The organism is Bacteroides sp. AF29-11, from assembly GCF_003602895.1.
GTDB classification, from domain to species: domain Bacteria; phylum Bacteroidota; class Bacteroidia; order Bacteroidales; family Bacteroidaceae; genus Bacteroides; species Bacteroides uniformis.
This window is the reverse complement of the sequence record NZ_QTLY01000005.1, coordinates 336,655-358,733: the sequence shown is the minus strand read 5'-3', so window position 1 is coordinate 358,733 and position 22,079 is coordinate 336,655. Positions and strand designations below refer to the sequence as shown.

Sequence of the window (22,079 nt, the reverse complement as noted above, 5' to 3'; positions counted from 1 at the left end):
CTTTATCCTATTTTTGAAATAACAGATAATGCCAGAATGTGCCGGTATACAGAGTTTGCAGTATTTGCCGCCCATTCGGTTGTGATGTGTAAATCCGCATGAAATCTTTGCAATCCTGCATTACTTGCGGAGACAGTTTCCAAGGTATGTCCCGGAAATCCTTGTGAGTCTGTCCCCATATATATGCCAGCGCTTCCTGGTAACTGCGCGGAATGGGTTCATGATTGATATTTGCGTCTGAAGGATAGTAATTCATGAAGCCTTTCAGGTCGCGTTTTTGCAGTGTATATGCCAGCAGGTATTCAAGAGCCGTCCGGTTCTGCGGGTTTTGTTCATACAAGCGTGCCAGCAGGATATCCGTTTCGTGGCTTCCGGACAGGAAGTTCTCTGTATACCGCATTTGTCTCAACCGTCCCCATTCCGGGTGTGCGTCGATTTTCTCTTCATTGTATAGATAGGTCATCGTGTTTTTTGCCCAGTCTTTATAAAACAGTGTCTTGCTTAAAATACGCAGGTATTTGGCCGCCACTTCATACTGTCCGTTAATCAGGTTTGTTTCGGCCAGCCGTTTGAGGCAGCGCCCGCTTTTGCGGAAGTTGGGAATGGCTTCCATGGCTTCGAAGGCAAAACGCTGTGCGTCGTTAATCATCCCCAGATGGTATAATACTTCGCCCGTAGGAAGCGGAGTGACGAAGTTTCGCTGGAACTTGGCTATCAGGCCTTCCGTCCCATTCTGGTAGAACTCGAACATTCGGTTGCCCAGTTGTCCGGTCTTGCTCAGAGCCAGATTCAGGCAAGTTACGCTGAGCGGGGAAACCGGGGACTTGTTTTCCGCTTTTCCTATGATTTGGTTCCACTGCCGGTTTCTTGCCAATTGATTGTACTCCATTGCCTCTTCCTTATCAAAATTGCAGCTTGAAAGAATATAGGGATAACTTATTACTACTAATGCCATGCTCTGTAAGGCCATATATAGAGATACATGCTTGTGCGTCCGGGGGAGCCGGGCCAGCAGATAGGGGAGCACGGTGAACAGAAGGATGATTGTCATTTCCATCCGGGGAATCACCGCAGGGAAACGGTAGTAGCCGAGAAATCCGCTTAGCTGGTAGATGGGGTTCTGCACTTGCATGCTTATCAATAGCGTGCAGGTGGCTTTCAATGCGAACATCCCTACCACGATTCCGATTCCTTGGAGGAATTTCCTTTTTTTGAAGCAGGTGTGCAGTTCGCTGATGATAATCCAGCCCATAAAGATGAGATGTGTTGCTCCCGCCATCCAAAGAAGGACCGGGAAACACACCAGCACATACATCGCACGTTTCCATTTGGTGTGCAGGAAGGTATAGAAATAGTTGGCAGCCAATGTCATCAGCAGGGCCACCACAAACGACAGCATGGCGTTTTCATCACACATAAAGTGCCATACGGCTATGGCCGGTAGGAAACTCAACGGGTAATACACTTCCGGCGTTCCTTGCCTTTTTGCCAATTTCCATGTCAGGAGTTGCAGCCCTATGAACAAGAGTGCCAGCATAGTGGCGCCCATCCACGTATGATAATAAAACTGCACCAGGAATTCGCTTATATAGTCGGCCATTCCGCCGGGGATGGCGATTCTTTCTTTCCAATATTCCATGTCGAACAAAAAAAGTTGGTATTGCTCGTGGTATTGGAGGTGGCCCGGATAGACTATCCACCAGAACAGCCACACTGTTGTGCCCCAAAGGAGGGATAAGCCGGTTTTCCGGAGCTTCTGTGATAGTGGTTTCATATCAATGTATATTTGTTTTTTCACAAGCAGATTCCTCATTCTTGCTTGTTGATGGTGTTTTGATATTCTTTGGGCAGTTTGCCGAATTTGGCTTTGAAGCATTTGGCAAAGTAGGATGGGGCCATGAATCCTACGCGCAACATCACTTCGTTGATGCGCATGTTCTGGGCAAGCAGTTCGGCTGCCTGGTTGAGCCTGAAGTTCTTTATATAGATGTTGGGGGCCATTCCGGTCAGCATCTTTAGCTTCCGGTAGAAATTCGTGCGGCTCATATTCATGGCGTCGGCCAGGTTGTCTACGGAGAAACTCTCTTCGTCCAGATGTTTTGTAAGGGTGGCATCCACCTCTTTCATGAAAGTGATGTCACATTCAGACTGAATATATTCCGATATAGGCGTTTCGTGTGTGGTTCCTGCCGAACGGAGCATCAGCTCGTGGAAGGCCAGACGCAATTTCAGCAGATTTTCTATCTGGTTGTGTAGTTGCTTGATACTGAACGGTTTTTCCATATATACCTCCGCACCGTTCTCCATGCCTTCTGTCTTTGATTCCAGATTGGTCTTGGCTGTCAATAGGATGATGGGGATGTGTGAGTAAGTAAGGTTCGTCTTGATGTGGCGGCACATCTCTATACCGTCCATCTCGGGCATCATGACGTCGCTGACGATAACGTCTGTGGCATCATTCGTTTCAAGTTTTTCCAGCGCTTCCTTTCCGTTGCCGGCAGTATATACCTTATACCATTGTTCCAGTGCTTCCCGTATTTCATTCTGCAATTCGATGTTGTCTTCTACAATCAGCACGGTGTGGCGTTTGTTCTTTGTCTGGGGCAGGTCCGGTTCAAACCCTTCGCTTTCCGGATGGCTTTCCGTTTCCGGAAGTTTTTCCGTAGCTCTCTTCAGGGGTAGTGAGAGGATGAACGAACATCCGCTCGACGGCAGGTTCTCTACGGACAGAGTGCCTTGGTGGGATTCTGCCAGTGATTTGGAGAAAGCAAGTCCGATACCGGTTCCTGGCATTTGTTTTTTATCATCCGGTATTTGATAGAAGATTTGGAATATCTTTTCCTTTTGTCCTTCGGGAATCCGGGGACCGTCGTTGCTGACACAAATGACAATGTGCCCGTCAGATTCCTTCAGGCTCAGTTCAATCATTGATGCGGCATACTTCAGTGCATTGCTCATCAGGTTGACCATGATTTTACGGATGATGTCATTGTCAACTATGGCCTCCATTTCGGGTGCAGGTAGGCTGACGGAGAGCTCAAGGCCTTTGATGGATGCCGCATCTTTAAATTGTTCGGCGATGTCTTTTATGATTGCATTTATATCATGTCTTTTCAGGTCGAGCTTCATTTTTTTGTTCTCTATCTTTTGAAAATCAAGAAGCTGGTTGGTGATTTCGAGCAGATAGCTGACGTTTTTCTCAATCAGGGTGAGATGTTTGCCATGTTCCTCTATCTTCCCGTCGCGCAATTTCTCTAGTGGCAGGCATATCAGACTGAGTGGGGTACGTATTTCATGTACCAGATTGATGAAGAAACTTATCTTCTGTTTGTAGATTTCCTTGTCTTGTGTGATGCGGAAGTCCTCCATCATTTGATGGTACTTGCGTTTGACGTGCATCCTCCAGCGATAGGTGATATATCCGATGATGGAAAAGAGTGCCAGCGCATAAGTTATGTAGGCCGGTATGCTCAGCCACCACGGGGGAGTGATGATGATGCGCAGCGAAGCCGTCCGGTCGTTCCACAAGCCGTCGTTATTGGCTCCTTTCACTTGGAATTCATATTCTCCGGGCGGCAGGTGAGTGTAGGACGCCGAGTGGCTGGAGGTATTGGCAATCCATTCTTTGTCGGCACCCTTCAGGCGGTATTTGTACTGGTTTTTAAGCGGCTCTTCATAGCTGAGGGCCACGAACCGTAGGGAAAAAGTGTTGTATTCGTACGGCAACCGTATTTCTTTCCGCATATAGAGTGCATTGCCAAAGTCGGTTTGTCCCTCCTTGTCGCTCATGTGGGGGAAGCCTATCTCCATGATGTATACGGGAGGAATATATGGATTGTTCTTAATGTTTTCGGGGGTCAGGATATTGAATCCGTTGATACCGCCGAAATAGAGTTTGTTGTCTGAAGAGAGCAGCGATGCCTTGGGCAGGAATTGATTGCTTTGCAGGCCATCGTTCATCGTGAACTGCCTGATATCTTTTCGGTTATCTTGGGGAATCTGGTAAATACCGTTATTGCTCGACACCCATAAATCTCCGTCGCGGTCTTGCCTGATGGCACATGCCATGTTGCCGGTCAGCGGTGTCCGGCTGCCGGGAAGAAGGGTTGAGAAATGTCCGGTTGCTTCGGAAAAACGGCATATGCCCGATTCATTGGTGCCGAACCACATCCGGTCGTCTTTGTCTTCGAACAGACTTGTGATGGAATTGCTGATAATGCTGTTGGTATTCTGATTTGTCTTTTTATAATGATTCCACACAGTGCTTTCCGCATTGAGGTTTATCATCTTGAAAACCCCGCTGTTTGAGGTGGCTATCCAGAGGTGTTGATGTGAATCTTCCAGAATGTCCGTTACCGCTGTCATTGCCCCCACTTGGATGATAGGCAGAAAATTGTCAGTTTCTGCACGGTATCGGCATAGGCCGATATTTGTGCCTACGTATATGGTTCCATCATGTCCTTGATACAGACTTAATACGTCGTTGCTGGGTATTGTATGTGGCGTTTGTTGTGAGTGGCGGTAGTTTTTCCATTTTCCGATGTTCATGTTCAGTCTGTAGATGCCCTCTTTGTAAGTACCTATCCACAGATCTTCCTTGCTTGGCAGCAGGCAGCAGATGTCAGGCCGGTGTGGCGGCATGTTTTCAGGTCGGTATTCTTCGAGGTTCTTGCTGGCAGGGTCGAATATCCACAAGCCTTTATCGGTGCCCAGCCATATTTTCTTCTGATTGTCTTCATAGAAGGCTCTTATTTCAGTCCTTCCGGTTTCCGGTTGTGTGTTTGTGGTGGGAATGGTATAAAATTCAAAGCGTTTCAGCTGGTTGTTGATGATTTCCACTCCATTGTAGTTGGTCATTATCCAGAAGTTGCCCTCGTTGTCGCACATAAGGTCATTGATATGCGGTTGCTTGATGTTCAGGAAGCTGGTGGGCAGATTGATTTCTTCGAAGGTGCATTGTGGCAGTTGCAGGGCAAAAATTCCTTTGTCTGTTCCTATCAGCAGGCTTTTCTCTCTATACTTGATGAGGCAGAAGATGGTTCCGAACCGTTTTCCGTTTGTTTCATACACTTCGGTTTTTCCCAGCAGTTTCTGGTAGCAGTACAGCTTGCTGCCTTGGTTGAACCAGAGGTTGCCGCCGATACATTGCAGGAAGTTTATTCCGGTGCCTTCGGCAATTTCGGCCAAGGGGGTGTCGGCGGGTTTCCGGTTTCCGTCTTCATCATATATCATCAATCCTTTCTGGCGCGAAAGTACATAGACACGGCCGTCCTCGTCTTCGCAGATGTCGTTGATGAAGGAGTTCCATACGCAATCCTGTTTCATTGTGTTTGTTTGGGGATTGTAGATAAAGAGCCCTTGGCCTATGGTGGCTATCCACATGAGGCCGTTGTGTGTCTTGACTATTTTTCGTATTTCGCTGCTGATGATGACGCCGAATTGTGTGGTGATGTCGAAGTGTGAGAAATCATCCGAGGCATGGCGGTAGATATAGATGCCGTTTTCGGTTCCTACCCACAACTCTTGGTCTAGTTCTGCAAGTGTTTTTATGTGGCTGTTGCCCAAGGAGTGCTTATGGTTGCTGCTGCGGTATATCCGATTGTTGCAGCCGTCGTAGCGGTTCAGGCCGTTTTCCGTACCGATCCAGATGAAGCCGTAGCTGTCTTGCAGGCAACAAGTGGCGGTATTGTATGAAAGACCGTTTTCCACATTGAGCCTCCTTACCGATAATATTTCGGCAGCAGTGGCCGGATAACCGGATATTCCGATAAGAAAGCACAATATGAGAAACAGTCTTTTCATAGTGATGGCGAAAATAGAATTTATTTGAGAGAATTGCAAATTTCCAGGTTGATTTCCCTGATACGCTTTTCGTCCACTTTAATTACTTTACGGTCATACGTCATCAGGCCGTTCACTTCGATTTCTACGTCCGAGGTCTGTGTATATACCGCACCGGTGAAACCTTTCAGGGCGAGTTTCTTCAATTCTTGCGCATATTTCACGTATTCGTCGGTTACTTCTTTTGAGGTATTGAACCGGATATATCCCCAGTTGCGGTCGGCCTCCCATACGTGCCCTTTCACTACATAGCCTATACCGCCGTATTCTCCTATCACGTTGGCCCGTCGGGCATCATACAGAAACGGTTCGGGACCCGGATAGCTGTGTATGTCCAGCATGTCACCGCATGTATAATGGTTGCCACCGCTGGCAGCATTCACCAGTCGGGTGCCGTCATATTGTTTGGTCAGGTTGGCTGTTTCTTCTGTTTTAAACTGTCCCCATCCCTCATTGAAGGGTACCCATACGCCGATGCAGGGGTAGGAGTAGAGGTAATCCATAATCTCTTTCCATTCCTTGAAGTAAATGGCTTCCGATTGCGGAGTGCGGGTCAGGTCGGCACCGGTGAAGTAGTCACGTTGGTTCCATTCGTGCATTTTGTCGCCGTTGGGCATGTCTTGCCATACGATGATGCCTATCCGGTCACAGTGTGCGTACCAGCGTGCGGGTTCCACTTTTACATGCTTGCGAATCATGTTGAAGCCGAAGTCTTTCGTCTTCTGTATGTCGTAAATCAGAGCCTCGTCCGTGGGGGCGGTATAGAGGCCGTCGGGCCACCAGCCCTGGTCCAGCGGGCCGAACTGGAACAGGTCGCGGTTGTTCAGTTGCATTCTCATCACACCGCTTGCGTCGCGCTTGGACGAGAACTTTCTCATGGCTGCATAGCTGTCCACCGCATCCGTTTCCGTGCTGTTTTGTTTCAGACGTACTTTGAGTGTATATAAGAAAGGTGTGTCGGGCGACCACAGCTTTACTTCTCCGGGTATGGTGATGTCTATCGCCTCCCCACGGATGGCTGCTCCCGAGGCTACAAGTTTGCCGTTGTCATATACTTCCGCTTCCAGACGGCATCCTTTTTTCCATTCGCCTTCACCGGTCCGGGCTTCAATCCGCAGCCGGTTGAGGTCGATGTCGGGTGTGATTTTCATGGAGGCTATATGGTTTTCGTTTACCGGTTCGAGCCACACAGTCTGCCAGATGCCTGAGACGGCTGTATACCAGATGCCTTGCGGGCGGTTGGCTTGTTTTCCTACGGGTTGCGGACCATTGTTGGTGGGGTCCCATACACGTACGGTCAGTTTGTTGCTTCCTTTTTGCAGTGCATCGGTGATGTCGAAGCAGAAAGGGGTATAACCGCCTTCGTGCTTGCCTACGCTGGTGTTGTTCACCCACACATGGGCTCTCCAGTCTACGGCACCGAAATGCAGCAGTACTCTTTTCCCTTTCCATCCGGCAGGTACTTCAAATTGCCGTGTATACCACAATTCCTGACTGTCTTCCAAGTGCACGCCTACTCCTGATAGCGATGATTCTACGGCGAAGGGCACCAATATCTCGCCGTCGTAGGTTTTCGGTTCTGCTTCTCCACACGGGCGGATGGCATAGTCCCACAGTCCGTTCAGGTTTTTCCATTCTTTTCGTTCCATCATCGGGCGCGGATATTCCGGCAGAACGTTGGCAGGGTCCAGTTTCTCTCCCCATTCCGTCTTTATTCTGTCGCCTGCCGGTTTCCATTGGGCGAGGGAGGGGGCTTGCAGGCCTAATGCCAAAGCACATGCTAACGCCAATTTTTTCATTCTCATAACAATCTGTTGTTTATAAATTATAGTTGTTTCCGTCTGTCGTGCGGAATTTGGGCAAAGGTGCTCCAATTCGTCTTTATGAAAGGATAAAAACTGACCAAAAAAGGCGAATTTTGTTTCAGCTGCTTTTTCTTAAGAATAAAATCCATTACTTTGCGACGGCTTTGGAAGATTTGGAGCCAAACGGAAATAGTCGCAGGATATTTCTGTTTGAGTATATATACCTTAAATTAAATGATTTCCGTATGATGAGAATCAAGTGTGCTTTTCTTTGTTTGCTTGTCGGGTGGTTCAGTTCCTGCCATTCGGGAAAGCGTTCTGAAAACGTGGACGGAGTAGACTCTTTGCAGTGCTATGTCAATCCTATTTCTACCGGTTTTCTGGGGTGTCATGTCTTGTTTCATCACGGTATGTATTATTGCATCCAGGGGTGGATGTCGGGTATATACCTGCGTGCGGCTGAGGATGCCACTTTGCTCAAGGAGAAAGAATTCAAGAATGTGTGGAGTTCTGCCGATCCTTCTGTCGGAAACATAGATGATGCCGAATTGCACTACATTGATTCCAAATGGTATGTTTATTTCACCGGGAATGACAATAACCTGGATAATCGTTGTATCTATGTGCTGGAGAATGATTCGCCCGATCCGCTGAAGGGTACGTTCAGGCTGAAAGGGCGCATTGACACCGATAAGGAGAATCATGTGGCCATGTTCTCTACGGTATTCCAGCAGGACGGCCGTTTGTATCTGGTGTGGTGCGGCTGGCCTTCCCGCAGGGTTTATGAAGAAAACCAGTGTATCTATATTGCCGAAATGGAGAATCCCTGGACTTTGTCTTCGGAGCGCGTGCTGATATCGAGGCCCGAATATGAGTGGGAGTGCCAGTGGGTAGGTATTGACGGCAACCGCACGGCTTATCCGATTTATGTGAATGAGTGTCCTCAGGTGTTCAGGTCGCTTCGTCAAGACAAGATTCTGCTCTATTATGCTGCCAGTGGCCGTTGGACCCCTTATTATTGTGAAGGCATGCTGATGGCCGATGCTTCTGCCGATTTGCTTGATTCCGCTTCATGGAAGAAGTGCCCGGTTCCGGTATTCAGCTCGAACACCACCGATAAACTCTATGCTCCCAGCATCGTCTGTTTCATACCCTCGCCGGACGAGACGGAGTATTACTATCTGTATAAGGTGCGTAAGGACTTGGAAGATATGTTCATTTCTTTAGAGAAGTATGAAGTCTGTATGCAGAAGGTGGAGTGGGACAAAGACGGTATTCCGATACTGGGATGTCCGCAAAGGCAGGATACGCTGTTGCGCAAGCCGTCGGGGACGCCACATGCGAATGATGATTGAAATCGGCACGGAAGTTGCCTTATGGATGCGGAAATTCTCCTTTTTCGGTCGGAATTTCTTCTTTTTTCCATGGAAAATGCCCTTATTTTGCATCCGGCAGTTGCGTGTGCTTCTGCTGTGAGTATGAATCTTAAAAAAATATGGTATTGATGAAAAACATGGTATTGCTTTTGTGCATCTTGTTTCTCTGTTCATGGGCGGAAGCCGATGCGCAGGGTTTTCACCTCCAGCCCACTCCGCAGAAATATGTGGGAAGTGAGGATTCTGTTTCTATCCCTGCAAGATATAGTTTGCAGGTAGGAGCCACTTTGCGGGGAAGTGCGGCGGAGCAGTTGTTGGCCGGTCTTTTTCCGGATGCTGTGGTGACTGCCGATTTTTCCGTTTGTATCGGTATGAAGGGGGATAAGTCTGTGAGGAAGTATGCTGCACGTATCCCTAAACAGGCAGAGGGTTATTATCTGAAGATAGACAAGGAAGGTATTGTTGTTGCCGGTGCCGACCGTAGAGGGGTTTTTTACGGTGTGCAGACGCTGGTCCAACTGATTGCATTGCCCAAACTGCCGTTGGTGGAGGTGACGGATTATCCCGACGTACCCTACCGTGGTGTGGTGGAAGGTTTCTATGGCGTTCCCTGGAGCCGGGAAGCACGCTTGTCGCAGCTTGATTTCTATGGCCGCAACAAGATGAATATCTATATTTACGGTCCTAAGGACGACCCTTACCACAGTTCGCCCAACTGGCGCAAGCCCTATCCTGCTCAGGAAGCCGAACAGCTGAAAGAACTGGTGGAATGTGCGCGGCGGAACGAAGTGCTTTTCTATTGGGCTATCCATCCGGGAAAGGACATTCGCTGGAATACGGAAGACCGTGATTTGTTGATGGAAAAGTTCGAAAGCATGTATCGTTTGGGGATAAGGGCCTTTGCCGTTTTCTTTGATGATATTTCCGGCGAAGGGACATCGGCGGAGAAGCAGGTGGAGCTGTTGAATGATATTTATCATAACTTCGTCAAAGTGAAAGGGGATGTTGCTCCGTTGCTGATGTGTCCTACGGAGTACAACCGTCTGTGGACTAAGCTCGAGGGAGGTTATCTCGCGACGCTGGGCGGCAAGCTTCATCCGGACATAGGCATCTTGTGGACGGGCGATAAAGTGGTGGCTTGTATTGATAAGCCTACGATGCAGTTTGTCAATCCGCTGTTGAAGCGCAAAGCATTCATTTGGTGGAATTTCCCCGTGTCCGACTATGTGCGCGACCGCCTTTTGCTGGGGGCTGTCTATGGCAATGGGACAGATATCGATGACGATATAAGTGCTTTTATATCCAACCCTATGGAACATGCCGAGGCTTCAAAAATCGCCCTTTTCAGTATAGCCGATTATGCTTGGAACATGGATGCCTACAAGAGTGATGCATCGTGGAGAAGAGCTGTCCGGTACCTGATGCCCGGCCATGCCGCAGCTCTTCAGGTCTTTGCCTCACACAATTCCGACCTTGGCGGGAACGAACATGATTTCCGTCGTGAAGAGTCAGAACAGATTCGTCCTGCTTTGGAACGGTTGCTGGATGCTTATTGCCGCGAAGGAAAGCGGGAGGTCGCCGCTGCATCGGCTGTAACCGAGGAATGCGAACGTATGATTGCTTCTGCCGACCTGCTGCTGGCTTCCGATGAAAATCCGGCATTAATCAAGGAAATAACCCCTTGGCTGATACAGTTTAAGTTGCTGGGTGAATATGGAAGAGAAGTGCTGTGCATGTTGGCGGCACAGTGTGACGGCAAAAAGACGGAACTGGAGAAAGCCGCTTCTCATGCCAAGGCCCTCCAGGTATTGATGAAGAAAATAGACGCCACTTACAACCAGAACGGATTCCAGCCGGGTGTAAAGACCGGAAGCTGCCATCTGAAACCTGCTTTCGACCGGTTGTATCAGGAGGTGGTTCAACGTACCGGTAAATAGGGGGTGTCTTTTAATCCCGTTTTCGGATTGCTTTTTTAGTAAAATGCAAACGATAGCCTGCCTTTAAGTTTCGCAAGCCCGACTTCTTATGTTGACAAGGTATTCGTAGTCTGCTACGGAAGTGAGCTTGTGAAACTTGAGTAAACCAAATGGAATAAAAGCGTTTTTTTTATTCTTCACTTCCTTCACCTTTTCCTTCAATCCCTCTATTCATAGGCTTTTCCGGTGAAACCGGTTTAATTCTGTGTTCGCTCTCGCGTTTATGTTTCGGGAGTTGTCAATTGCCGGCGGCGAACTTCACTGTAACCGATTTGCAGCATCATTGCAAATTGGTTGCAGCGCTACTGCAAGTTAGTTGCAGCGCCACTGCAAAACTGTTGCAGCGTTACTGCAAGTATGGTTGCAGCGTCACTGCAAAACTATTGCAGCGTTACTGCAAGTATGGTTGCAGTGTTACTGCAAAACTATTGCAGAATTTTGCAGTAATTATCTGTTGATTTATACATAGTTATATTATAGTGAAACAGATTTGAACTGCAGATGTTTTTGGAGTTGTCGGGAATTGGAAGTGCGAAGAAAAGAGGTTTCATCGGGAAAGCGGCATAGGGTAAAACCGGTTTCACCGGAAAAGCCTGTGGATAGGCAGGTTGAGGGAAAAGGTGAAGGTGGTGAAGGATGAAAACAAACTGTTCAAAACGCATGAATGAGCGGATATTTGCCTTTTTTGAAGAGCAATTATCCTTTTTTAATCTTTTTTGCAGGTAAGTTTGCAGCGAAATTTTTTTAATTAATTCTTAAATACATTCGTATTATGAAAAAGCATGAAACGCTTTTGGTAAGCACAATCCTGAACGGAACATACCGTGGCCGCCGTTTTCTCCAGATGGTGGGGATGGTAGGTCTGTTTTCATTCGGTTCGGTTCAGGGCTTACACGCAGAAGCCGTAAATCCTTCAGCAGACGGGACGGAAGTGGTACAACAAAAGAAGAATGTGACCGGAGTGGTGAAAGACAAGACCGGTGAACCGGTCATTGGTGCCAACGTGATAGTGAAAGGCACTACGTCGGGTGTGATAACGGATATAGACGGACGCTTTACGATTTCTGCCGGAGCAGGGCAGGTGATAGAGGTGTCGTTTATCGGTTTCAAGACCTACGCTTTTCCGGTAGACTCGAAGTCGGAATATACCGTCGTTCTTCAGGACGATGCCGAGTTGCTGGAAGAAGTGGTGGTTGTGGGATATGGTTCACAATTGAAGCGCTCGGTGACGGGTGCCATCTCTTCCGTAAAGTCCGAGGAGCTTGAAGCGCCCAATGCGGTGAGTGCCGACAATCTGCTGCAAGGCAAGGTGGCCGGCCTTACCATTACGCAGAACTCTGCACAGCCCGGTTCGGGAATGAGTGTGAACATTCGTGGAAAACTTTCTCCCAACGGTTCTAACTCTCCGCTTTATGTCATCGACGGTGTGGTGATAAGCAGTACAGGAAACAAGGCTTCCAGCGGAGGTCCGAATTTGCCGAGCTTGCACGATGGATCCGACCGGAGTCCGCTCGCTACACTGAACCCCAATGACATCCTTTCCATCGACGTGATGAAGGATGCCAGTGCAGCTGCCATTTACGGTTCGTCTGCCGCTAATGGTGTGATTTTGATTACAACTAAGAAAGGTCAGGCCGGGAAGCCTCGTATTTCGTACAATGGCTCTTTTTCCGTGCAGGGTATCAAGAAGTACTATGATGTGCTTAATGCTCAAGAGTATATGACTAATGTCAACCTTTCCAGAATGGAGAATTTTCTTTATCGTGGCAATTTCTTCCCTTACGGGCCGGAACCTGCTCCTGCATCGGGATGGGCGGAAGCGTTTACGGCTGAAGAGATACGCAATGCAAAGACTTACGACCATGTGGACGAAATTACGCGTACCGGTTTTATTCATAATCATAATGTGGCCATTAATGCCGGTTCGGAGAAGTTTAAATTCTATGCTTCGTTTAATTACTATGATCAGAATTCTATTCTGAAAATCAGTGATTTGCAGCGTTTCAGCGGCCGCTTCAATTTTGAGGCCAATTTCAATAAGTACGTTACTTTGAATGTGGCAAGTATGTATTCGCATTTGTCTTCAAACAATCCGTCATCAGGACATACGCGGATGAACCGTAATGAAGCGGTACAGACCAATGCAGCCATTTTCTTTCCATCAAATATGCCGCTGTATGATGAGGAGGGAAAGTTGACTACCTCTATTTCTCCTCTGACACCTAACCCTGCTACTTGGTTTCATATCAAGAACCAGACGGTGACAAAACGTTTGATGTTTTCGCCCAATCTGGAAGTGAAATTCCTGCCGTGGCTCAAAGCAAATGTACAGTTGAGTGTGGACAAGACAGACGAGAATCGTGAGATTTTCGGTTCTACCAAAGGTAAACTGCCTGCACAAGTAGAGGATAACTATGGTGGTTTCTCCAATGCATTCAACGATAACTACGGTATTGAAGAGTATCTGACCTTCGACAAGGATATCGCTAACGGTCATCACCTGAATGCGGTTGTGGGTACGGGATATTACGTTACTACCTCCAGGTCTCACAACGTGATGGGGTACAATTTCCCTACGGACGTGTATGAGAATAACAACATTGGTTCTACATCCGATCTTGAGAGGACCAATTTGGGCTCGTGGAAGACTTGGCGTAACAAGCTTTCTTTCTTCGGCCGTCTGAACTATACGTTTAAGAACCGTTACATTTTGGGAGTTACGCTCCGTAACGACGGCTCTTCCGTATTTGCCGATAATCACAAGTGGGGATGGTTTCCCGGTGCCTCTGCAGCATGGATTATCTCTGAAGAGAAATTCATGAAAGACTTTGATGTCTTGAGTTTCCTGAAATTGAGAGCCGGTTACGGTACATCGGGTAATGAAAGTATCTTGACCGGCGGTACTTATCCGCTGACTACGTATGGCAACGCATGGTCGGGAGATTATTACTATTTCGGCGGGGTCTATCATAAGGGTATTATTCAGAAGGAGCAGGGTAATCCTGATTTGAAGTGGGAAACGGACATCACGGTGAATGCCGGTATCGATTTTGGATTCTTCGATGACCGTCTGACCGGTAGTGTAGATTACTACGTGCGCACAGCCAAGGACTTGCTTAACTTTACTCCGCTTCCTGTGACCGGCATGGTGGGCAATATAGCCAAGAATGTAGGTTCTACCCGAAGCAAGGGTATCGAAGTGGCATTGAAAGGTACTGTCATAGACAAGAAGGACTGGACATTGACAGCTTATGCCAATGTATCCCACAATCGTTCCAAATGGGTGGAACGCAATCCCGAAGTGGCTATTTCTCCTTGGTTGGATGAAAAAGATGATATCAGCCCGATTTATGGCTGGAAGACGAACGGTATCTTCCATTCTTTGGAAGAGATACAAGCCTACACCTCTAATGGCAAAGTGCTTCAGCCGGATGCCAAACCGGGTAACCTGAAGTATGTAGATGTCAACGGTGACGGTGTGATGGATGACGGCGATATCGTGAAATTGGGTACTTGGGACCCGAAAGCCAACTTCGGTCTGGGTGCCAGCCTGCGCTTCAGAAACTGGATGCTGGATATTGATACGTATGGTGTGCTGGGCAAAAAAGCATACGACTCCTGGAACTTCAGAGGTATCGGAGACGATAATACCAGTGTACGCGTGAAAGACGTATGGACCTCCTACAACCCTACCGGTTGGTATCCGGGCATTGCTGCGGATGTGACTGGCGGAAACAACAAGACCGGTACGCATGACTTTACGCTGAAGAACGTACACTTCTGGCGTTTCAAGGATATCAAGCTGACTTATATGCTGCCTGAGAAGTTCCTGAAGAGAAACAAGATTGCTTCGGATGCTTCCGTATTCGTGGATTTGCAGAATACGTTGATGCTGACCAATTACGAGGGTCTGGACCCGGAAATGGAAATCAACTGCGCACCGTTCCCCATTCCGTTTACAGTCGTATTGGGTGTTAACATTAATTTCTAAACTAAAATACCAAGAAGAGATGAAAACAAAAAAGATAATCAGTTGGGCGGTTGCCTTGTGCATGGGTGTGATGCTCCACTCATGCGACTTGGACCAAAAAGTATTTTCGAGCCTGACAAATTCAAACTTCCCACAGACGGTGGAAGACATAGATGCATTGGTAATAGGCATGTATGCCAATTTCAAGGCCAATTCCGGTGGTGTGTATGATGGCTCTAACGATGGTTGGACCATGCCCATCTACGCCTCCGGTGACGGCTGGTGGGCTTACTCGGAATTCACTTCGGACGAAATGATGCACCAGAGCAACCAGACTTATAAATTCAATTGGTCCGGTGCATGGGATACCTACGGAACATACTCCATTAGCCGTAATATTACCCGTTGTACATTCATTCTGGATCAGCTGGAGAAAGTCGGCGGCCTGCCGGAAGCGGCAAAAGCACAGAAGATTGCCGAGGTAAAGACTTTGCGTGCTTGGTTGATGTTCTGCTTTTATGATTTGTATGGACCGGTATCATGTGTGCTTGAACCGGAGGGATTGAGCAACATCGTTTATACGCCGCGTCCTACGAAAGAAGTCTATTTCAATCGCATGGTAAGCGACTTGCAGGAGGCATTGCCGTATCTTTATGACAAAACGAATGGTACGGAAAATTGGGGTCGCGTGAATAAAGGGATTGCCACTATGCTGCTGATGAAAGCATATATGAACGACCACCAATATGACAAGGCGTTACCTTATGCCGAGAGTATGAAGACGATGGGGTATACGCTTTCTGAAGACTATAAGGATGTTTTCTCCAATGAAATGAATGATGAGACGGTATGGGCCGTTCCGGGTGGAGAACTGGCCGGAAATGAGTATGCTTATTATCTTTTCCCGCCCAATTGCATCACTTTCGGCAAGAATTTCGAGCACAAAGCTTGTCCGACTCATCGCTGGGGAGGCTATCTGATGCCATGGGATTTCTATGACACGTATGACAAGGCGGATGCCCGTTTGGAAGTGATTGCCGATTCTTATAAGGATGCGGACGGTACACTTTATACCCGTCCAGGAGGAGGTGGTGCAAGCGATGACCGTATCCAGCAGGGCGCCATTCCGGTGAAGTATTTGGTGGCCCCGGAGAAGTATGCCAGTGGCAATACGCATATCGTGGCTTTCCGTTATGCGGACGTACTCCTCTCTCTGGCCGAAATAGAGAACGAGCTGAACGGACCTACGGACAAGGCACTGGGCTATCTGAAACAGATTACCGACCGTGTGGGCGTCACGCATACCATTCCGGCAGATATACAATCCAGCAAGGAGAAGTTTAAAGAATTCCTGCTGATGGAAAGAGGGCGCGAGCTCTTTATGGAAGGCTGGCGTCGTCAGGACCTGATACGCTTCGGTAAATACATCGAGTTTGCCAGAAATCGCGGATGTACCGCAGCCAAGGACCACATGGTATTGTTCCCCATTCCGCCGAAAGTGATTACCGAGTCGGGCGGGGTGATTGAACAAAACCCCGGATATTGATAAGGCAGGATGATGATTGGATGCAAACAGTAAGAATCTCCTTCCGTATTCTGTTCTCCGGAAAAGATTGCGGGGGGAGATTTGTCTTTTTTATATGCACTTCGTCTTTTTTGGGAATAAGGTATAAAAAGATTACAAGATGGATTGTTTTCAGGCAAGGTCGTATAATGAGGGTACCTCAGTCGTATACTTAGGTTATCTCACTATACGACTGAGATATCCTAAGTATACGACTGAGATAGGATAATACGTAAATGGTTGATACTTAGTTGTTTGTGGAATGCTGGATTGCATGTATATAAATTCGGACAAAAAGACTGTTTGCACTTGCATGTTTTTTATGGATATTATCAAAATATGGATATACGATGAATTATAGAGTATTGTTGTTAGGACTGTGTGCCTGGGCCTCTTTGCCGGTTCTGGGGCAGGAGAGCAGGGTAGAGGACATCCGCATTGGCGGTTTTGTAGGCGGACGCATCCATACCTGCATCGAGCAGCGGGTGAAATCGCAGGATGTGGAGCATCTGGTAGAGCCTTTCCGTCATCGCGGGGAGACAAGCCTTTGGCAGTCCGAATTCTTTGGGAAGTGGCTGCTGGGGGCCATTTCGTTTTACGAGTATTGCAAGGACCCTGCGTTGCTGGAGCAGATAAAGACCGGCGTGCGGAGTTTCATGCAGACCCAGACTCCGGAAGGCTACATAGGCAACTACAGTCCCGAAGCCCGGCTGACCAACTGGGACATCTGGGGCAGGAAATATTCGGCACTTGCCTTGGTGGCATACTATCGCCTGACCGGCGACAAGGCGGCATTGCAGACCGCTATGCGTTCGGTGGATTACCTGATGAAGCAGTTGCACGAACAGCACGTCGACATTGCCCGTACCGGCAATTACTTTGGCATGGCAAGTTGTTCCATCCTGGAACCGGTGGTCTATCTGTATGACATTACCCGCGAGAGACGCTACCTCGACTTTGCCAAAAGCATCGTGGCGGGCATCGAGCGGGAGGGCAGTTCGCAACTCATAGCCAAAGCGCTGAAAGATGTGCCGGTATCGCGACGTTCGGCTTATCCGGCATCGTGGTGGTCGTTCGAAAACGGGCAGAAGGCTTACGAGATGATGTCCTGCTACGAAGGTCTGATAGAACTGGGGCGTGTGCTGGACGACCCTCTTTACAAGGAAGCCGCCGAGCGTACGGCCGGGAGTATCCGGCGCGACGAGATAAACATTGCCGGTTCGGGTGCGGCCTTCGAGTGCTGGTATGGAGGCAAGGACAAGCAGACTCTGCCGGCTTATCATACGATGGAGACTTGCGTGACGTTCACCTACATGCAGTTCTGCAGCCGTTTGTGGCGCGACACGGGCAATCCGCTCTACGTCGAGGAGTTTGAACGGACGATGTACAATGCCTTGTTCGCCTCGATGAAACACGACGGAGGACAGATTTCCAAGTACAGTCCGTTGGAAGGACGCAGACAGCCGGGTGAGGAGCAATGCGGCATGCACATCAACTGCTGCAATGCCAATGGTCCCCGGGGATTCGCCCTGATTCCGAAGATGGCGGTGGCGACCAAAGAAGACGGTATATTCCTCAATCTCTATGTGCCGATGGAAGCTACGGTGAAGACGGGCAGGAAGAATGCAGTGGCCCTGAAGGTGGAGACCGGTTATCCCGTAAACGGAAAGGTAAGCATCGGAGTGGAACCGCAGAGGGACGAACGCTTTAAACTCTCCTTGCGCATCCCTTCGCAGGTAGACGGGGCGAAGGCCTTTGTCAACGGGCAAGAGCAGGAAGTGCTGCACCTGGGCGGTTATCTCTGCCTGGACCGTATATGGAAGCGAGGCGATGAAGTGACATTGGAATTCGACCTTCAAACCAAAGTTGTGGAGAGCCATAACCACCAGGCAGTGGTGCGCGGTCCGCTGGTATTTGCTCGCGACAGCCGTTTCGACGACGGCGATGTGGATGAGTGTGCCGTCATCAAGAGCGATGAGCGGGGTGTGGTGCAGGCCGCAGTACACGAGAATATGTCCGGTTCATTTGCCTGGATTACGTTGGAAGTTCCCGCTGTGCTGGGCACCGACCTGGAAGATGCCGCCAACAAGACGGCCAAGCCCGTACGCTTCTGTGACTTTGCCTCTGCGGGTAACGACTGGGCCCCGAAAGGCCGCTACAAGGTATGGATTCCGCAAACCCTGCACATGATGACGGAACCTTACCGGAAATATTGATGGAAAAACAGGTAGAAATTCCTTTATAGAGATAAAATATGAGCTATAACAAGAAAATGAATCTGTGCATCGGCCTTTTGCTGGTTCTTCTGACGGCTTGCCAGGGAGCGAAAAAGGAAGTAGAGACACAAACACCCCGCATATCGGTCAGTGAGTATACCATGTTGCATGAGGTAGTAAAGATAAAGCTGGACAACGTTGCTCCGGACATGGAGATGACGGTGGATTTCGGAGACGGAACCGTGGAAACGGGCAGGAACGACGGACTCCTGACGCACGCCTATGCCAAGGAGGGGGATTACACCATCAAGGCGCAGACGGCAACCGGAACATTGACTGCCGGCATACACGTCTGCGACCTGCCGGCGCTCAGCGTTGCCATGCGGCAGTTTAAAGACCCCTCGTACAAGAAGGTGTGGGTCATGGCCCACCGGGCGCATACGCAGGACAAGACCATTCCCGAGAATTCTCTCAGTGCGATAGAGGCTGCCGTGGCCGCCGGCGCTGAAATTCTGGAGTGCGACGTCAGGCATACAAAAGATGGTGTTCTCGTGGTATGTCACGACGAGACCATCGACGCCACTACCACCGGACAAGGCCGGATTGCCGACATGACCTATGACGAAATCCTGCAGTACAACCTGAAAGACCGTGCCGGAAAACCCACCGATGAGAAGATGCCCACATTGGAAGAGTATCTGACCGCCGTACGTGGACGGGCGTATGTAGACATCGACAAATGTACCGGACAAGGTATCTTCGGGAAAGTGGCGGATGTGGTGTGCCGGACGGGCATGATGGAAGCCGTATTCTTCTACAGTGGTGTGGAAGAAGGTACCCGTGAGGTGCTCGGTGTGGTGGAGGATGCCAACATCTATCCTTGGGTAGGAGGGCACAAGTTGCTGGAGGGATTGCCGCGTACGTTTTTCGTGCAGACGTCGTATGCCACCGAAGGCAGAAGCCCCTCTTTGGGCGATTCGGTAGAGTTGGGCATGGTTCCCTCCGTCTGCCTGCTGTGGGTGCTCGACCAGGCCATACCCGAATATGCACTGGACGACAGGCAACTTGACGAACTGTTTGACATATTTCCCACTGTGAGGATGATTCAGACGGACGTGCCTGCCGAGTTGATTGCAGCCTTGGAGAAGAAGGGATTAAGATGAAAAATCAATAGGTGTTTTGAAATATATGAAGAAGATACTGTTTTTGTGCTTCGGGCTTGTGGTCAGCGTTTCATTGACGGCGCAATTACCCGAAAGGAATGCCGACAACCTGAAAAAATACAAAGCGATATGTCGGCAGCATATTTATAAGAATATGAAGGGCATGTACCGGCAACCGGTCGGTGCATTGAAGTATCCTTTCCTTGTGCCCGGCAGCGGGCAGTATGCCAACCAGTTGTGGGATTGGGATTCATGGCTGAGCGACATAGCCCTGCGGCAAATCATCGTGGAAAACGGCACCAGTGACGATCGTGAGGAACTGATTGCCTACGAGAAAGGCTGTATTCTCAACTTCCTCAGCTATGGCGGAGGCGACGGATGGATTCCCATTTGCATCTTTGACAATACGGAAGAGCGCTGGCAGTTGCTGCAGAAAATCAATCCATGGAAGACCAATATGCACAAACCCGTCCTGGCGCAGCACGCTGCATTCGTAGTGGAGCAGACGGGCGGTGATGCCGAATGGCTGCGTGAGGGATTTTATAACTTGCAGACGTTTGTGGGCAAGTACCTCAACTACCATCGCCACAAGGCCACCGGATTGCTCTATTGGGAAAACGATGAAATGATTGGCGTGGACAATGACCCGAGTACCTTCTACCGTCCTCACGGAAGCTCGGGCTCCATCTTCCTCAATGCCTTGATGTATAGGGAACTGCTTGCCATGGCTTATCTGGCAAGACAGCTCCGCATGCCCGATCTGGAAAATCGGTTCACCCGCGAAGCGGAGGAACTGAAAGAAGATATCCGCAAGCATTGCTGGGACCCTCGCGACGGCTTCTACTACAGTGTAGACCTTAACCTGCTTCCGGTGGAAAAGCCCGCTGCGCCGGGCTTTCATTACCACACCGGGCAGCCCCGTACTTACGACTGCCTGATACAACGTTTCAGTGTGTGGAGCGGCTTCATGGCGTTGTGGGCAGGAATAGCCACTCCCGAGCAGGCGCGCGAAATCGTGGAACGGCAATATCGCGATTCCCGTTTGTTCAATGCGGCGGCAGGTGTGCGTTCCCTTTCTCCATTGGAAAAAATGTACGACGTGCGTGCCAGCGGCAATCCTTCTTCCTGGCAAGGACCGGTATGGATATGCGTCAACTACTTTGTTTTTCGGGGACTGCTCCGCTACGGCTATACGGAAGATGCCCGGGAGTTGGCAGAGAAGACCGTGTTGCTGCTGGGACGCGACTATGAGCGTTTTGGTGCGCTGCACGAATATTACATGCCCGACAACGGCGAGCCCATCCTCAACAAGGGCTTCCAGAACTGGAACTTGCTGGTGCTGAACATGGCTGCCTGGCTGGACGGTAAAGAGACGGTGAATGAATTTTAATTTTTATCAAGCAAGAGTATGAAACATTTGTTACTGGCCTGTATCATGGCCGTAATCTGTCTTCCCGTTTCGGGAGGAAACAATAAGAAGTCTAAACCGGGCGGCGCTTCCCTCAAAGTGCTTTGCCTGGGAAATTCCATTACACGGCATGAATATAAGGCTGATATCGAATGGTTCTCGGAGTGGGGCATGGCAGCTTCGAAGGAAGAGAACGACTATTGCCACCAGTTGCAGAAGCTGCTCTGCGCAGAACATCCCGGCACGGTGGTTACCCCGCTCAACATCGCTTACTGGGAACGCAATCTGACGTGCGATATTGATTCATTGATAGGTCCGGCTGTTCGCGGCAAAGACCTTGTCGTGATTCGTCTGGGTGAGAATGTGCAGGATAAGCAGGCGTTCCGTCCGGGCATTCTCCGCCTGGTGGAATATTGCAAACAGAAAGCGGGCAGGGTGGTCATTACCGGTTGCTTTTGGGAAGATGCCGAGAAGGAGCGTGCCATTATTCATGCCGCCCGTACCCACGGTATTTCCTTTATTCCGATTGACTGGATAGACCGTCTGTATGATTCGCGTCCCAAGGTGGGCGATACCCTCTATGATGTGGAAGGAAAGCCTTATACCGTGACCAAGGAGTTTATTATTGCCCACCCTGACGACCGAGGCATGCGAAAGATAGCCGAGGCGATATTCGACACTTTGCGATGATGCTTTCTTGAATGTGACGCCAGGGAGCCGCATTGTTCGGGACTTGATTGATATGAATTGGTTTATAGAT

At 49.2% G+C, this 22,079-nt stretch carries 11 protein-coding genes; 8 read left to right on the top strand and 3 right to left on the bottom strand.

The genetic code is table 11. The annotated features are described in order from the left end of the window. Positions 1 to 7 precede the first annotated feature (7 nt). From DWZ03_RS10920 to DWZ03_RS10910, 3 genes are read right to left on the bottom strand one after another with little or no spacing between them, the layout of a single operon-like run. The gene (locus DWZ03_RS10920; protein ID WP_120129998.1) at positions 8 to 1,774 is read right to left on the bottom strand and encodes a DUF6057 family protein; all 1,767 of its coding nucleotides are present in this window, start codon (positions 1,772 to 1,774) and stop codon (positions 8 to 10) included. 35 nt (positions 1,775 to 1,809) lie between these two features. Next, positions 1,810 to 5,802 (bottom strand): hybrid sensor histidine kinase/response regulator transcription factor, encoded by a 3,993-nt coding sequence (locus DWZ03_RS10915; protein WP_133303159.1) that lies wholly within the window; start codon positions 5,800 to 5,802, stop codon positions 1,810 to 1,812. Between the two features lie 20 nt (positions 5,803 to 5,822). Then, the gene (locus tag DWZ03_RS10910; RefSeq protein ID WP_035457718.1) at positions 5,823 to 7,640 is read right to left on the bottom strand and encodes a glycoside hydrolase family 2 protein; all 1,818 of its coding nucleotides are present in this window, start codon (positions 7,638 to 7,640) and stop codon (positions 5,823 to 5,825) included. A 251-nt stretch (positions 7,641 to 7,891) separates the two neighbouring features. Between DWZ03_RS10910 and DWZ03_RS10905 the strand changes: the two genes are divergently transcribed. The 8 genes from DWZ03_RS10905 to DWZ03_RS10870 all read left to right on the top strand — a co-directional run bounded on the left by DWZ03_RS10905 (position 7,892) and on the right by DWZ03_RS10870 (position 22,009). Further along, complete coding sequence (locus DWZ03_RS10905) at positions 7,892 to 9,001, top strand: glycoside hydrolase family 43 protein (protein WP_016272757.1); 1,110 nt, start codon at positions 7,892 to 7,894, stop codon at positions 8,999 to 9,001. A 140-nt stretch (positions 9,002 to 9,141) separates the two neighbouring features. Then, positions 9,142 to 10,959 carry a beta-N-acetylhexosaminidase family protein gene (locus DWZ03_RS10900; protein ID WP_229122416.1) on the top strand — a complete coding sequence of 606 codons (1,818 nt, stop codon included), beginning with the start codon at positions 9,142 to 9,144 and terminating at the stop codon, positions 10,957 to 10,959. 811 nt (positions 10,960 to 11,770) lie between these two features. Beyond that, positions 11,771 to 14,989: a SusC/RagA family TonB-linked outer membrane protein gene (locus tag DWZ03_RS10895; RefSeq protein ID WP_117749004.1), complete on the top strand. Its 3,219-nt coding sequence runs from the start codon at positions 11,771 to 11,773 to the stop codon at positions 14,987 to 14,989. A 19-nt stretch (positions 14,990 to 15,008) separates the two neighbouring features. After that, a complete protein-coding gene (locus DWZ03_RS10890) occupies positions 15,009 to 16,514 on the top strand; it encodes a RagB/SusD family nutrient uptake outer membrane protein (RefSeq protein WP_044467427.1) in 1,506 nt (501 codons plus the stop codon). A gap of 368 nt (positions 16,515 to 16,882) precedes the next feature. Continuing rightward, positions 16,883 to 18,748, top strand: coding sequence for a beta-L-arabinofuranosidase domain-containing protein (locus tag DWZ03_RS10885; protein ID WP_117749005.1), 1,866 nt, complete (start codon positions 16,883 to 16,885; stop codon positions 18,746 to 18,748). A gap of 38 nt (positions 18,749 to 18,786) precedes the next feature. Continuing rightward, positions 18,787 to 19,911: a glycerophosphodiester phosphodiesterase family protein gene (locus DWZ03_RS10880; RefSeq protein ID WP_117749006.1), complete on the top strand. Its 1,125-nt coding sequence runs from the start codon at positions 18,787 to 18,789 to the stop codon at positions 19,909 to 19,911. A gap of 25 nt (positions 19,912 to 19,936) precedes the next feature. Continuing rightward, positions 19,937 to 21,301, top strand: a complete 1,365-nt coding sequence (locus tag DWZ03_RS10875) for an MGH1-like glycoside hydrolase domain-containing protein (RefSeq protein WP_016272750.1) — start codon at positions 19,937 to 19,939, stop codon at positions 21,299 to 21,301. Positions 21,302 to 21,319: 18 nt separating this feature from the next. Continuing rightward, positions 21,320 to 22,009: an SGNH/GDSL hydrolase family protein gene (locus DWZ03_RS10870; protein WP_117749007.1), complete on the top strand. Its 690-nt coding sequence runs from the start codon at positions 21,320 to 21,322 to the stop codon at positions 22,007 to 22,009. Positions 22,010 to 22,079: the final 70 nt, after the last annotated feature.